The sequence below is a fragment of the Candidatus Rokuibacteriota bacterium genome (assembly GCA_016188005.1).
In the GTDB taxonomy this organism is placed as follows: domain Bacteria; phylum Methylomirabilota; class Methylomirabilia; order Rokubacteriales; family CSP1-6; genus UBA12499.
In genome coordinates, this window is sequence record JACPIQ010000095.1 from 64,145 (window position 1) to 77,380 (window position 13,236).

10 protein-coding genes, 1 tRNA gene and 1 pseudogene are annotated in these 13,236 nt (G+C 72.5%); 8 read left to right on the forward strand and 4 right to left on the reverse strand.

Annotated features, from left to right (window positions below; translation table 11 throughout):
* Positions 1-10 precede the first annotated feature (10 nt).
* On the reverse strand, positions 11-220 hold the full coding sequence (locus HYV93_18870; protein ID MBI2528035.1) for a hypothetical protein: 210 nt from the start codon (positions 218-220) through the stop codon (positions 11-13).
* Between the two features lie 264 nt (positions 221-484).
* Here HYV93_18870 and HYV93_18875 point away from each other — a divergent pair, with 264 nt between their 5' ends.
* The 5 genes from HYV93_18875 (at position 485) to HYV93_18895 (ending at position 8,064) form a co-directional block, all read left to right on the forward strand.
* Positions 485-1,012 (forward strand): sigma-70 family RNA polymerase sigma factor, encoded by a 528-nt coding sequence (locus HYV93_18875; GenBank protein ID MBI2528036.1) that lies wholly within the window; start codon positions 485-487, stop codon positions 1,010-1,012.
* A complete protein-coding gene (locus HYV93_18880) occupies positions 1,009-1,986 on the forward strand; it encodes a zf-HC2 domain-containing protein (GenBank protein MBI2528037.1) in 978 nt (325 codons plus the stop codon). The genes HYV93_18875 and HYV93_18880 overlap by 4 nt, the downstream gene beginning before the upstream one ends.
* A gap of 83 nt (positions 1,987-2,069) precedes the next feature.
* Positions 2,070-3,479: a DUF4139 domain-containing protein gene (locus HYV93_18885; protein ID MBI2528038.1), complete on the forward strand. Its 1,410-nt coding sequence runs from the start codon at positions 2,070-2,072 to the stop codon at positions 3,477-3,479.
* Positions 3,480-3,670: 191 nt separating this feature from the next.
* Entirely contained in the window at positions 3,671-5,065 is a 1,395-nt protein-coding gene (locus HYV93_18890) for a tetratricopeptide repeat protein (GenBank protein ID MBI2528039.1), read from the forward strand.
* Positions 5,062-8,064, forward strand: a complete 3,003-nt coding sequence (locus tag HYV93_18895; protein MBI2528040.1) for a tetratricopeptide repeat protein — start codon at positions 5,062-5,064, stop codon at positions 8,062-8,064. Before HYV93_18890 ends, HYV93_18895 begins: the two co-directional genes overlap by 4 nt.
* An 11-nt stretch (positions 8,065-8,075) precedes the next feature.
* On the opposite strand, the gene HYV93_18900 is transcribed toward HYV93_18895, so the two are convergent.
* Entirely contained in the window at positions 8,076-8,459 is a 384-nt protein-coding gene (locus HYV93_18900; protein ID MBI2528041.1) for a hypothetical protein, read from the reverse strand.
* Positions 8,460-8,678: 219 nt separating this feature from the next.
* Here HYV93_18900 and HYV93_18905 point away from each other — a divergent pair, with 219 nt between their 5' ends.
* From HYV93_18905 to HYV93_18915, 3 genes are all read left to right on the forward strand, one after another.
* Positions 8,679-10,496: an aldehyde ferredoxin oxidoreductase family protein gene (locus HYV93_18905; GenBank protein MBI2528042.1), complete on the forward strand. Its 1,818-nt coding sequence runs from the start codon at positions 8,679-8,681 to the stop codon at positions 10,494-10,496.
* Positions 10,497-10,503: 7 nt separating this feature from the next.
* Positions 10,504-10,579, forward strand: a tRNA-Val gene (locus HYV93_18910).
* Positions 10,580-10,748: 169 nt separating this feature from the next.
* Positions 10,749-12,104: a trypsin-like peptidase domain-containing protein gene (locus HYV93_18915; GenBank protein MBI2528043.1), complete on the forward strand. Its 1,356-nt coding sequence runs from the start codon at positions 10,749-10,751 to the stop codon at positions 12,102-12,104.
* A 111-nt stretch (positions 12,105-12,215) separates the two neighbouring features.
* On the opposite strand, the pseudogene HYV93_18920 reads toward HYV93_18915, so the two are convergent.
* Together HYV93_18920 and HYV93_18925 are read right to left on the reverse strand one after the other, a co-directional pair.
* Positions 12,216-12,479, reverse strand: a pseudogene (locus HYV93_18920) (CHAT domain-containing protein).
* Positions 12,386-13,033 (reverse strand): hypothetical protein, encoded by a 648-nt coding sequence (locus HYV93_18925; protein MBI2528044.1) that lies wholly within the window; start codon positions 13,031-13,033, stop codon positions 12,386-12,388. The pseudogene HYV93_18920 and the gene HYV93_18925 overlap by 94 nt, the downstream one beginning before the upstream one ends.
* Between the last annotated feature and the right edge of the window lie 203 nt (positions 13,034-13,236).

Below are 13,236 nucleotides of genomic sequence, written 5' to 3' on the forward strand. Positions count from 1 at the left end.
ATCGGGTTCCCTAGGCCGTGGCGGCGCGCTTGGGCTCGCCGGCAGCGCGCGGGGCGTGCCCCGCCAGCCATCGCCCGATCCTGATCAGGCTGAGCCCCAGGAAGACCCGCACCGGCCGGCGCGCGGGTCGGAGAGACTGAAGGACGGCCTGTCGGGCCGCGAATGCCCGGGCCTCCTCAAGCCGCTCTCTGACCAGCCAGGCCTCCAGGTGCGTGTTCATCGTCGTTCCTCCTTCTGGCCCATCGCTTTCGGGTCGGGCCATGTGGTTCTCTTATGTCCTAGTACACTATGACACTCTATTGGATGCTGTCAACCACTAAGTCGTCGCGTCCCTATGACACTTCCTAAACTACGTACTCTAGAGGCTTTACTACCCTTGTCTCATTCACGCCATGGGCCGGGCGTGCCCATTTTCTCCTCAGGAACTTCCCGATGGCGCTAAGGTCTAACCGTGACGGAGGAGGCCCCGAGAGATGAGGAGAGGATGGTGGCGCGACTCCGCGCCGGTGAGGCGGAGGCCTTCGAGGATCTGGTGAAGCGCTACCAGCACAGGGTATTCGGCGTGGCGCTCCGGATGCTCGGCAGCCAAGCCGAGGCCGAGGAGATCGCCCAGGAGGTGTTCCTACGGGTGCACCAGAGCATCGCTGGCTTCCGGGGAGACTCGAAGCTCTCGACCTGGCTCTATGCCATCGCCTCTCGCCTCTGTCTGAACCGTCTGGCCACGGCCGAGCGGCGGATGGGCCGTCGCGGGGAGGAGGCGCTTGGCCGCCTCAGCGCGACGGGCGCAGGGCCGGCTGGGGACCTTGAGCGCAGCGAGGTCGAGGCCGCGCTGTCACGGGCCATCGCCGAGCTGCCGGAGGACCGGCGCATCGTGGTGGTGCTGCGCGATCTGGAAGGGCTCTCGTACGAGGAGATCGCCCAGGCGCTCGCGCTCGAGCTGGGCACGGTTCGGTCGCGGCTGCACCGGGCGCGGATGGACCTCAAGGAGAAGCTGGAGCGCTTCTTTCCATGACCTGCCACGACGCGCGCGAGCACTTCTCGGCGCTCCTGGACGAGGCCCTCGCAGGCCAGGAGCGGGCCGCCGTGGACCGTCACCTGGAAGGTTGCGCGGAGTGCCGCCAAGAGCTCGGGCGCTTCCAGCGCACCGTGGCTCTGATCCATGGGCTGGCGCCGGCGCGTGCCCCCGTCGGCTTCGTGGACCGAGTGCTCGCGGCGGCGCGACCGACCTCGTGGCACGAGCGCGTTGGCCGGCGTCTGCTCGGGCCCTGGCGCCAGAGGGTCCCGCTGGGGGCCGCGGCCCTCCTGCTTGTCGCCGGCGCGGCTGTCTACGTCTTTCAGAAGACGCCCGAGCTCCAGCAGGCGGCTCGCCCGGAAGCCCCAGTGGCGCCGCCTCCTGTCGCGCCCTCGCCGGCCGTACCCCCGAAAACGGCCCCGGTCACGCCCGAGGCGGCTCCGGCTCAAGCCCGGCCGGTTCCGGCGCCTCCCGCCGCAAGGAGCAAGGTCGCGGAACGAGCGCGGGACAAGGTAGGGGCCGTCACGGCTCCGCCCCGAAGTGATGAGGAGAGCCGGGTCGGCAAGAAGGGCGAGAGCCAGGAGGGAGCGGCCCCGCGCGCGGAGCAGCCGGCCACCTCCGGCGCCGCCGCGGAACCCGAGGCCGCGCCAAAGGAGCAGAAGGATGCGTCCCGGCAGAGTCCGGCGGCCACGGTGCCGGCAGCGATCCAGGGGGCCCCGGAGATCATGGGCCGGCTGGCGGTGGCCGACCGCGCCGAGGCCATGCGAGCCCTGACCGAGCTGGCCGCCAGGGTGGGGGCCAGCGAGGCCTCCCGGCCCGCGGAGGGTGACGAGAGTTTCATCGAGCTCTGGCTGCCCCGCGAGGCTTATCCCGCGCTGGTCGAGGGCCTGGGGCGCATCGGCCGGTGGACGGTCGAGCGCGAGCCCACCCCGCTCCCCGCCCGGCTCCGCATCGGCATCCGGCTCACCGGCTGACAGTTCATCCGGGAACTTTCCCGGCCTCGTCCTGTCCTACCGGGCAGAGGCACCAGAGCCCGATCAGACAGGAGGACGGATCCATGAAGACGCGATGGCTGGCACTCACCCTGCTGTGCGCTCTTGCAGTCGCTCCGGCGGCCGCCGCAGGGCCTCTCCCCATCACCCGCCAGACACAGAAGGAGGTCATGGTGACGATCTACAACGGCAACCTGGGCCTCGTGAAGGACCTCCGCGAGGTCCGCCTCCCGGCGGGCATGATCGAGGTCCACTTCATGGACGTGGCCGCGCAGATCGATCCCACCACGGTCCATCTCAAGTCCCTCACCGATCCCGCCGGGCTCAAGATCCTCGAGCAGAACTACGAGTACGACCTCCTGTCGAGCCAGAAGCTCATGGAGAAATACGTCGGCCGGAAGGTGCGGCTCTACCAGGGGAACGGCTCCTATCAGGAGGCGACCCTGCTCTCGACCAACGGCCCCGTCTACGAGATCAACGGGCAGATCCACATGGGTCACTACGGCAACGTCGTGCTGCCCGCGCTGCCGGAGAACCTCGTCTCCCAGCCCACGCTGGCGTGGCTCCTGCGCAGCCAGGCCGACCGCTTGCAGCGCGTCGAGGCCTCGTACCTCACCGGCGGGATCAACTGGAAGGCCGACTACGTCATGGTGATCAACTCCGCTGACACGCGGACGGACGTCACCGGGTGGGTGACCGTCAACAACCGAAGTGGGGCCAGCTACGGCAATGCCACGCTCAAGCTCGTCGCGGGCGACGTGAACCGGGCCGCGGACCGGCCTCGCCAGGGGCGGGTGCTCGAGATCGCGGCCAAGGCCACCTCGCTGGCCGATGCCCGTCGCGAGTTCGCCTCCGAGGGCTTCTTCGAGTACCACCTCTACACGCTGGACGGCCGGACGACGATCAAGGACAACCAGACCAAGCAGCTCGCCCTGATGTCGGCCGCCGAGGTGCCCGTCGAGAAGCAGCTCCTCTACTACGGGGCCGAGGAGTACTACCGCAACGCCTACGGCATGCCCATCTCGACGCAGAAGGTCCAGGTCTACCTCCAGCTGCGCAACAGCAAGGAGAACCGCCTCGGGGTGCCCCTGCCCAAGGGCAAGATCCGGGTCTACAAGGCCGACAGGTCCGGCAGCCAGCAGTTCATCGGCGAGGACTGGATCGACCACACGCCCAAGGACGAGCGCGTCAAGATCAAGATGGGCAACGCCTTCGACGTGGTCGCCGAGCGCACCCAGAAGGACTGGCGGAAGATCGCCCCCGGCCTCTACGAGGTGGAGTGGGAGATCGCGCTCCGCAACCACAAGAAGGAGGAGCAGACCGTGACGGTCATCGAGCCCGTGCCCGGCGACTGGCAGGTGCTCCACGCCAGCCACCGCGGCGACAAGGTCGAGGCCCACACGCTCCGGTTCCAGGTGCCGGTGGGGCCCGAGGGGGCGGCCAAGCTCACCTACCGTGTCCGCCTGAGGTTCTAGACGCTCACGTCCCGTCTGCACCTGGGGTCAGGTCTTGCATTACGACAAGTGCTGGATTGCAAGACCTGACCCCACCGCGGGACCCGCACGCCTCGCGGGTCGCCCTTCGCGAGAGCCCCGGGCCAGCCTGGGCGGGAGGAGCCTCGCTCCCGCCCCAGGGTGCGGAGGATTCGTGGTAGGGTGAGCCTGTCATGGGGTTCTCGATGTGCCGGGCCGCCGTGGTCCTTCTCGTCGTGCTCGCATGCGCAGGCCTCGACGCCCCGCCAGCCGCAGCCCTCGAGGAGCGTGAGCGCCTCCTCCTGGTGGGCGAGCGCGCCTTCCAGGACAGGCTCCACGCCCTCTCCCGCCAGGCGCTGGAGCGTTTCCTCGAGCGCTACCCCTCTGACGCCCGCGCGCCCGAGGCCACGCTGCTCCTGGGCAAGGCGAGGCTGGCCCTCGGTGCCCTCGACGCGGCGCTGGACGCCTTCCGTCGGGCCCAGGGCTTCTCCCCGCCGCCGGGCCAGCCCGAGGAGGCCCGCTTCTGGGAAGGAGAAACGCTCTTCCGACTGCGGCGCTTCGAGGCCGCGCGCGCCGTCTACGACCGGCTCCTGGCCGACAACGCCGCCTCCCCCCTGGCTCCCGACGCGCTGTACGGCCTCGGGTGGGCGCAGCTCGAGCTCAAGCAGCGCGAGGCGGCCATCACCGCCTTCCGGCAGCTCATCGAGGCGTTCCCCGAACATTCCAGCGTTCCTTCGGCGACCGTCTATCTCGCGCGGACGCTCGTGGAGGCCAAGCGCTTCGAGGAGGCGGCCGGGCTCCTGAGCTCCTTCCCCGAGCGCCATCCCAACCACGCGCTCGTGCCCGATGCCCGCTACCTGCTGGGCTATGCGCGGGTCTCCGGGGGCCACACCTCGCAGGGGCTGGCCGACCTCCGCGCCTTCATCGCCGCCCACCCGGGGCACGAGCTGGCCGTGCAGGCCCGGCGCATGGTCGTGGCCGCCGTCGTGCGCGGGGGGCGGAAGGACGAGCTGGCCCAGGAGTACAGCAGCCTCATGGCGCAGTCCCCGCGCACGGCCGAGGCCCTGTACGACGCGGGCCTCGTGGCCTCTCAGCTCGGGCGCCCGCGCGATGCCGAGAGCGCCTGGGCGGCATTGCGGACCGAGTTCCCCAAGCACGCCCTGGCTGCCCGCGCCTCCCTCGATCTGTCGCAGAGCGCCTTCGGGCGCAGCGCCTTCAAGGACGCGCTGGCGCTGGCGCGGGCCGCGGCGCGGAGCGAGGAGGGGCCGCTCCGGGCGCAGGCCTTCCTGCTCGCCGGCGAGAGCGAGCTCAAGCTCAAGCATTACCCGCAGGCGCACCAGGCCTTCCAGTCGGCGGTGGAGTTGGCGGGCGAGGATGCGGTCGTTCGCTTCCGCGCGCTGGCCGGAAGCGGGCTGGCCCTCGAGGAGCAGGGGCAGTGGCAGCAGGCCGCGCGCCACTACGACCAGGTCGCCGCGGGCAGTCCCGACAAGGAACTCCAGCGCTGGGCGAAGGGGCGCCGCGCCGCGCTCGCCCCGAAGCTCAAGCCCGCCGCCAAGAAGCCGGCGGCCGGAAAGGCACGGAAGCCATGAGCTGCAGGATCGGGAGCAAGGGTGCGGCGGCCGCCGCGCTGGCACTCGTCGCGGCGCTGGCCTCGGGCGCGCGCGCGGCCGATCCGCCGCTGCTCCCGGCCCCCGAGCTCGGGGTCCTCCTCCGGCCGGTGTCACCGGCGCTGGAGAAACCGTCCGTGCCCCCGCCCGCGCTGCCGCTGCCCGAGGGGCCCCGCCCCTTCCCCCAGCTGCCGCCGCCGCGGATCGCCTCCGATCCAGCGCTCAGGCCCACGGCCCCCCTCGCCTCGCCCCGCCTGCTCGCGTGCAACCCCCTCGGCAGCGTCTTCGGCGTGGCCTCGGAGCTGGTCGAGTGCGGCAAGGCCCGCTACCAGAAGGGCGAGCTCGAGCAGGCCCAGGTGGAGCTGTCGATCGCGGTCCAGAAGGGGACCGACCGGTCAACGCTGCGCGAGGCGCGCTACTGGCTGGCCGAGACCCGCCTCCGGCTGAAGCGCGGGGAGGCCGTCGAGGTCTACCTCTCCCTTGTCGCCCAGGACGACCCTCGGGATGTGCTGGGTCTGTTCGCGACCCACTCGCTCGCGTGGGTGATGCTCGAGCGCGGCGAGGCCTCCCGCGCCCTCCCCACCTTCGAGGGCCTCCTCAGGGGCAGCGTGCCGCCCGAGATCATCCCCTGGGCGCGGCACGGCCACGCGCTGGCGCTCTACGCGCTCGGGCGCCACACCGAGGCGCGGGACGAGTGGATGACTCTCCTCAACCGGAGCGTGCCCGCGCCGCTCGCCGCCGAGGGCGCCTTCTGGCTCGGCGAGACCCTCGGCCGGCTGGGCGACGCGCGCGGTGCCGCGGCCCGGCTCCAGGTCTTCACCGCGGCGGGGCCGCAGCTCCTGATCGAGACGGGCCTCCTGCGGCTGGGCTGGTGGCGCCGCGCCGCCGGCCAGCCCCTCGAGGCCGTGAAGATCTACCGCGGCCTCCTCACCGCCTACCCGCAGATGACGGAGCGGCTCTGGGCGCGCGCCGGGCTCGTGCAGGCCCTCCTCGACCTCGACGACGGGGCCGGCGCCGCCGCCGAGGCGAGCCAGCTCGACGCTGCCGACCGGAAGGGGACGCTGGCCCTGCCGGCTGCGCTCCTCGTCGGCCGCTGGGCCGCCGAGCGGCAGCGGCCGGACGAGGCGCAGGCCGTTCTGCAGGAGCTCCTCGGTCGGAGCCTCGAGCCCGACGTCCGCGCCTACGTGCTGGTGCTCAGCGGGGAGGTCGCGCGCCGCGCGGGGCAACTCGCCGAGGCGCGCGAGCGCTTCGAAGCCGCGCGCCAGGTCGCGGCGCCGCCAGCCCTCTCCGCCCACGCGGGACTGAGACTCGCCCAGATGGATCTCGACGGGCGAGAGTTTGGCCGGGCCGCGACCCAGGCCCAGGCGCTCCTGAAGGAGCCGCTCCCGCCGGCGCTACGCGCCGGTGCCCTCATCGTGGAGGGGGAGTCGGCGTACTGGCTCCGGCAGTACGAGCGCGCGGCGGAGACCTACGCCCGCCTCCTCGCGGACTTCTCCGGCGAGCCGCTCGCTTCCCCCGCCCTCCTGGCGCTTGGCTGGGCCGAGTATCGCCGCGGCCGGTTCGAAGCAGCCCGCGAGAGCTGGACGCGCTTCGCGGGGCAGGCGGGAGCCGCTGACGCGCGGGCGCCGGGGGCGCTCCTCCTGGCGGCCGAGCTCAGAGCCCAGGCGGGAGACGAGTCGGGCGCGCTCCAGATGCTCGACGGGCTCCTCGCGCGCTTCCCGGAGAGCGAGCACGCGGCCGCCGCCGCGCTCAATCGCGCGATCCTCACGGTGCGCGCCGGGCGCGCGCCGGACGGGCTTCGCGAGCTGAGCGAGCTCCTGGACCGCACCCCCCACTCCCCGTATCGAGGGCGCATGCGTCTGGCGCGCGGGACGGCACTGGTCGCGGCGGGGCGCCCCTCGGAGGCGGCGGCCGACTTCCGGGCAGCGCTCGCCGAGGGCGAGGATGTCGCACGGCTCGGGCTCGGCGTGGTCGCTCTGGAGCGCAAGCAGTGGGGCGAGGCCGCGCGCGAGCTGGCGGCCGCGCGGGATGTCGGGTCGGGCTCCGTCGCGGCCACCGCTGAGTATGGCCTGGCCGCCGTGGCCTTCGGTGAGGGCAAGAAGGCCGAGTTCGAGCGGCTCGCCGCCCCGCTGCTCGCCGGGCCCCCGTCACCGGCCACGACGCCCCACCTGCTCCATGCGCTGGCCTTCCTCGCCGGCGAGGAGAAGAAGTGGGTAGAGGCCCGGACGCTCGCGGGGAGGCTTGCGAGGGAGTTCCCCGCTCACCCGGCAACGTCGGCGGCCCTGGCCGGGCTCGCCGAGGCCGCGGCCCGCGACGGCCAGTGGCCGGTGGCGCGCGAGGCCTACCAGATGCTGGCCGCCCGCGATCCGTCGCACCTGGCTCACCAGGCGGGGCGGCTGGACTTCGCCGAGGCGCTGCTTCGCACGGGCGCGGCGCACGAGGCCCGGCGCCGGCTCGAGGGATTCGTCACGCTTCATGCGGGCGATCCGCGCATGGCGCGCGCGCTGCTGCTCCTCGCCCAGGCCCAGGAGGCTGTGGGCGATCGCGCCGCTGCCGTGGCGACCTACGGCCGGCTTCGCCAGGAGCATCCCTCCGCCCCGGGCGCCGAGCAGGTGACGCTGTCTCACGGACGGTTGCTGCAGGCCGAGGGCCGATGGGACGAGGCCCGCCCGCTCCTGCTCAAGGGGCTCGACGCCCCGGATCCAGCCGGGGCGGCCGAGGCCGGCTTCAGGCTCGGGGAGGGATATCGCGCGGCCAGCCAGCACCAGGACGCCGTCGAGGCGTTCATGACGGCCGCCTACCTCGCGCCCGACTCACCCTGGGCGCGACGCGCCCTCGCGGGGGCGGGCCAGTCCTTCGCCGCCCTCAAGCAGCGGGAGTCGGCCGCCATCGTCTACCGGAAGCTCCAGAGCGCCAGCGGCGTGGAGCCGGAGCTGGCGGAGGCTGCGCGCAGGGGACTGAAGGCGCTCGGCGTCAACTGAGCGCGAGGCTCTCAGGCGAGCGCGGCGAGAACATCCTCGATCGAGGGGTGGTCGCCGGGGAAGCGGTCGCGCCACTCGAAGCGCACCGTCGCCCCGGGCCCCAGCACGAAGGTGCCGCCCTGCTGCAGGATGTGCCCGCGGGCAGGCCCCTGCCTGAAGCCGGACAGCAGCGCGGCGAGAAGGCGCGGCACGGCGCGGGGATCGAAGGTCCTGGCCTTGCCGTAGGCGAGGCCTGCCGTCTTGAAGGTGAGGAGCGAGGGGTCCACCAGGAGCGGCCCCGCGTAGCCCGTCGCCGCGCGGAAGCCCAGGATCGCCTCGGGCGGGGCGCTACCCACCACCACGAGCCCGCCGCCCAGCGAGTCGATCAGCGGCAGCGCCGTCTTGAGGCCAGCCAGCTGCTGGCGGCAGAAGAGTCAGCCGAAGTGGCGGACGAAGCCGAGGACGGCCGGGCGGTCCTTCCAGAACGTTCCCAGGGCCACGGGGGCGCGCTTCTCGTCGAGCGTGGTCAGCGTCGCCAGGCGGGTTGCCACGGTGTCGCTCATGGCCTCGATCCTATCTGATATCATGGGCCGCCGACAGACGGACGGCGCGGCGCGTCCCCGGACGAGGTGACGATGCGAGGGTACGGCGGGCGGATCCTCTTCGTGGACGCGACGAGCGGCCGGAGCCGGGTGGAGGCCGTTTCCGAGGAGATGGCGCGGAGCCTCGTGGGGGGGAACGGCTTCGCCGCACGCCTCCTCCTCGACGGCGTGCCGCCCGGCGTGGATGCCTACGACCCTGCCAACGCGGTGGTCTTCGCGGTGGGGCCCGTGACGGACACGAGCGTGCCCGGCAACAGCCGGGCCTGCGTCGCCTCCAAGTCCCCGCTCACCGGCCTCTTCTTCGACTCCACCTTCGGCGGCCGCTTCCCCGCCACCATGAAGCGCACGGGCTTCGACGCTGTCGTCATCACTGGCCGCGCGGGCGAGCCCGTGTACGTGCGCGTCACCGAGCAGGGCGCCGAGCTGCGGCCAGCGCGCGAGCTCTGGGGGAAGACGACGCGCGAGGCCGTCGCCGCCATCCAGGCCGCGGAGGGCGGTCAGGCCGACGCCATCGCCATCGGCCCGGCGGGCGAGCGGCTCGTGCGCTTCGCCAGCATGGCGACCTACTGGAAGAACCGCGAGGGAGTGGCCGGCCGCGGCGGCATCGCGGCCGTGCTGGGGTCGAAGCACGTCAAGGCGGTGAGCGTGGCGGGCACACGGAAGACGGAGGTCGCCGATCCGGCCGGGCTCAAGACGCTCCTCGACGAGCGCCGCGAGCCCCTGGCGACGGGCACCAAGGCGCTGTCCACCTACGGGACGTCCTTCCTCGTGAGGCCCATCAACGCGCTGGGCGCGCTGGGCGCCTATAACCTCCGCCAGGAGACCTTTGCCGAGGCCGCGGCCATCTCCGGCGAGGAGATGCACGCCCGCTACCACGCCCGGGACACCACGTGTCTCAAGTGCTCCGTGGCCTGCGGCAAGCAGTACGAGATCCGCGACGGCGAGCTGCTGGGGATCCGGGCCAAGATGCCCGAGTACGAGACCATCTTCGCCCTCGGCTCCATGCTCGGCAATGCGCATCCTGGCTCGCTCGCCCGCGCCAATGACCTCTGTGACCTCCTGGGCCTGGACACGATCAGCATGGGCGTGACCCTCGCCTTCGCCGCGGAGGCGCTCGAGCGTGGCTGGCTCACTGCGGCCGAGGTGGGCCTGCCCTTCGGCTGGGGCGACTGGCGCGGCATGCTGCGTCTGGTGGAGATGACGGCGGTGCGCGAAGGGTTCGGCGACCGGCTGGCCGAGGGCGCCTGGCGACTGGCCGAGAGCGTGCACCCGGAGGCCACGAAGAGCGTGTACGCGGTCAAGCGCCTCGAGCTGCCGGCCCATTCGGCGCGCGCGCTCAAGGGCATGTCCATCGGGTACGCGACGGCCACCCGCGGCGGCAGCCACCACGACACGCGCCCCACGCCCCAGTACGCCCAGGGCTTCGATCGCCGCTCCCCCGACGGCAAGTCTGAGTTCGCCGCGCGCAGCCAGCACGCCACGGCGCTCGGCGACTCGCTCGTCCTCTGCCGCTTCACCGCCGAGCGCGGCTTCGGCCTCTACGTGGAGGAGCCTTACGCGCGGATGCTGCGCGCCATCACGGGCTGGGACGCGGGCGTGGAGGAGCTCGAACGCGTCGGCGAGCGCGTCATCAACCTCGAGCGGCTCTTCAACGTGCGCGAGGGCGTGGGCCGCGCGGCCGATGTCCTGCCCTGGCGCGTGATGCACGAGCCCATCCCCGATGGCCCCTCGGCCGGCATGCGCTGTCCCCCGGAGGAGCTGTCGGCGATGCTCGACCGCTACTACGCCTTCCGCGGCTGGGACGCGGACGGTGTCCCGACGCCGGGGCGCCTCACCGCTCTCGGGCTATAATCGTCGCAGGCGGGTAGCTCAGCTGGGAGAGCACGGCCCTTACAAGGCCGGGGTCGCGAGTTCGAGCCTCGCCCCGCCTACCACCTCCATCCGGCCCCCGGTCCGGAGCCTGCGGTCGTGCCCGCGCGCCCGGGTCCGGGGCTGACGGCGATGACGGCGGCGCCCGGCCGAACGGGATTTCCCTCGGCACCGAGAGGTGCTACCCTGGCGGCATCAGCTGACCGGCTTGGCGCGGATCGGAAAAGGAGCCCTGTGCGTCCACTGGCCTGGTGCTACCGGATGTTGCCCCCCCTGCTCCTCCTGACCCTGGTCCCGGCGCCGCACGCCGTGGCCGCCCAGACGGCGCGTGAGCTGGCCCGGTCCGTCTTCCCCTCCGTGGTGTCCCTGGTCATGAGCAGCGGCCTGCAAAGCAGCCGATCCGGGGGCTACCTGATCGTGCGCGAGCCGAGAAGCCTCGGCAGCGGCTTCTTCGTGCGCGAGCCGAGAAGCCTCGGCAGCGGCTTCTTCGTGCGCGAGGACGTGGTGGCCACCAATGCCCACGTCATCCAGGGCGCCGTCAGCGGCTACGTGAAGTTCATCGGCCAGGAGACGAAGCACGAGATCGTCGGTGTGGTGGGCATCGACATCCAGCACGACCTGGCCCTCGTGAAGATCTCCCACATGAAAGCCCGACCCCTCCCGCTGGGTGATCCGGCCCAGGTGGCCGTGGGCGAGCAGATCTACGCCGTGGGGACTCCCCAGGGGCTCGAGGGGACCTTCTCGCCCGGCCTCGTGAGCGGAATCCGCACGGCGGAGACGGGCACGCTCTACCAGATCAGCGCTCCCATCTCGCCGGGTAGCAGCGGCGGTCCCGTCCTCACCCAGGACGGCAAGGTCATCGGCGTGGCCATGGGCGCCCTCAGCGCGGGCCAGAACCTCAACTTCGCTGTTCCTGTCACCTACCTGTTCTCGCTGCTGGCGCAGCCCCCGCGACTGATCTCGCTCGACAAGGTCCCCAGCGAAAGGCCGGCGTCCCCCCCGAGCCCCTCGCAGCCGGCCGCCGCCGAGGCTGCCCCGCAAGGGCCTGCCATCGAGACGGTCTTCACGCCGCGGGACCGGGCGGCCGAGGCGCGGGCCGAGTTCGAGCGCCAGTTCCAGGCCGTCGTCAAGCAGGCCCGCCTGCTCGCCGGTCTCCTCGACCCTGGCACGAGCCGCGAGCAGTGGCGCCCCCCGTTCCAGGATTTCGAGCGCCGCTACCACCATTTCAGAGCGCGCTACCAAGTCCACCTGGCGGCCACGGCCCGGGAGCGGGAGATCCTGACAAAGCTGCTCAAGGCCTCCGACCTGCTCCTCGCGGCGGAGGAAACCTGGGCCAAGGAGATCGCCGCCACCACCGAGCTCGAGAACAGCCGGCGCGCCCGCGAGGCGGCCCAGGCACATCACGCCCGGCGACAGTCGGCCGTCACCCAGGTGGAGCTGGACATCGCCGAGGAGAATCTGTCCAGGGCCAGGCGCAGCCAGGAGCACGCGGCGACGGAGCGGAAGAAGCAGTGGGCGGTCGCGGCGCCGGCGCTCAAGGCCGTTGAGCCGCTCACCCCGTCGAACGAGCCCGCCGCGCCCTCTCGCTGAACCTGCGGGGGGTCAGGTCTTGCATTCCGACAATGCGTGATTGCAAGACCTGACCCCGAACCGGTGGTGCTCCGGGAGATCGCGGAGCGGAGGGCTTGCTGGCCAGATGCGTCAGCGGGCGGGGCCGCCATCGCCGACGACGAAGAACGCCGCCCACGCGAAGGGGTGGGCGAAGTAGGCCGTGGTTCCTCCCGCGCGCGCGACCAGCGCCAGCATGCCCTGCCGCAGGGCCTCAGCGCGCGGGAGCGAGGGGGCGCTCGCGTAGCGGCGGAACACCTCGGTCATGAGGGCTGCCGTCGCGCGGTCCTCCACGCTCCAGTGGGAGACCAGCAGCGCCGGTGCCCCCGCGAAGAAGAACGCGCGAACGAGTGGAGCGCATGGGCGCCGTCCACATCGAAGGGGGTGAGGCGTCCCGCCGGGAGATCGGGGTTTGTGCTCTGGTCAAGACTCGACCGGACGCGGGCCACCAGCACGCTGAGGTCTCGTCTCCTGACGGCGATGTCCCGGTATGCCGGGGCCCGTTCCGGGCGGATCAGCCAGGCCAGGAGGCGGTCCTCCATGGTGTGAAAGCTCAGCAGCGCCTCCCCCGGGCGCAAGAGCCGAGCAGTCCCGTTGAGATCGATCGGCTCCGGGGCCGCCAGCTCGGCATAGCGCGGGAAGGCAGCGAACAGGCGTCTGCTGGCTTCGGTGAGGGCACCCTCGGCCTCGGCCGCGGCCCGCCGGAGCGCCACCAGGCGCGCCCCGCTTCCGGGCGAGGGGGCTCGCGCCCGCTCGGCCGCGAGCTGCCTCCAGAGCGCCGCTCGCCGCTGGCGCAGCTCCTGAGCGCGCCTGGCCAGCGCCGCGCTGGCCGGATCGCCTGCGGCGGCGCGCGCTGCGGCGCGGGCCAGCGCCGCCTGCACCGCGCCGGCCCGCGCCTGCTCCACGGTCACGAAGGCGTCGGCGAACGCCGACGTGTCGGGAGCCGGCCCGCCGGCGAGCCTGGCCAGGAGGGTTAGGGGCCGTTAATAAATAAATGGCTCAAGTTGTCCGTGGGACTCGGGGGCGATGCGGCCGGATGACGTAGTTCCAGTCCCCGCGGAAGCGGTTGGGCTCCAGGTTGATCCGCTTCATCTCCTCGTCCGAGATCCGTCGC

Coding starts and splice junctions, on each gene's coding strand:
- HYV93_18885 (MBI2528038.1), top strand. CDS start 2,070: ATGAAGACGCGATGGCTGGCACTCACCCTGCTGTGCGCTCTTGCAGTC.
- HYV93_18880 (MBI2528037.1), top strand. CDS start 1,009: ATGACCTGCCACGACGCGCGCGAGCACTTCTCGGCGCTCCTGGACGAG.
- HYV93_18875 (MBI2528036.1), top strand. CDS start 485: ATGGTGGCGCGACTCCGCGCCGGTGAGGCGGAGGCCTTCGAGGATCTG.
- HYV93_18905 (MBI2528042.1), top strand. CDS start 8,679: ATGCGAGGGTACGGCGGGCGGATCCTCTTCGTGGACGCGACGAGCGGC.
- HYV93_18890 (MBI2528039.1), top strand. CDS start 3,671: ATGGGGTTCTCGATGTGCCGGGCCGCCGTGGTCCTTCTCGTCGTGCTC.
- HYV93_18870 (MBI2528035.1), bottom strand. CDS start 220: ATGAACACGCACCTGGAGGCCTGGCTGGTCAGAGAGCGGCTTGAGGAG.
- HYV93_18895 (MBI2528040.1), top strand. CDS start 5,062: ATGAGCTGCAGGATCGGGAGCAAGGGTGCGGCGGCCGCCGCGCTGGCA.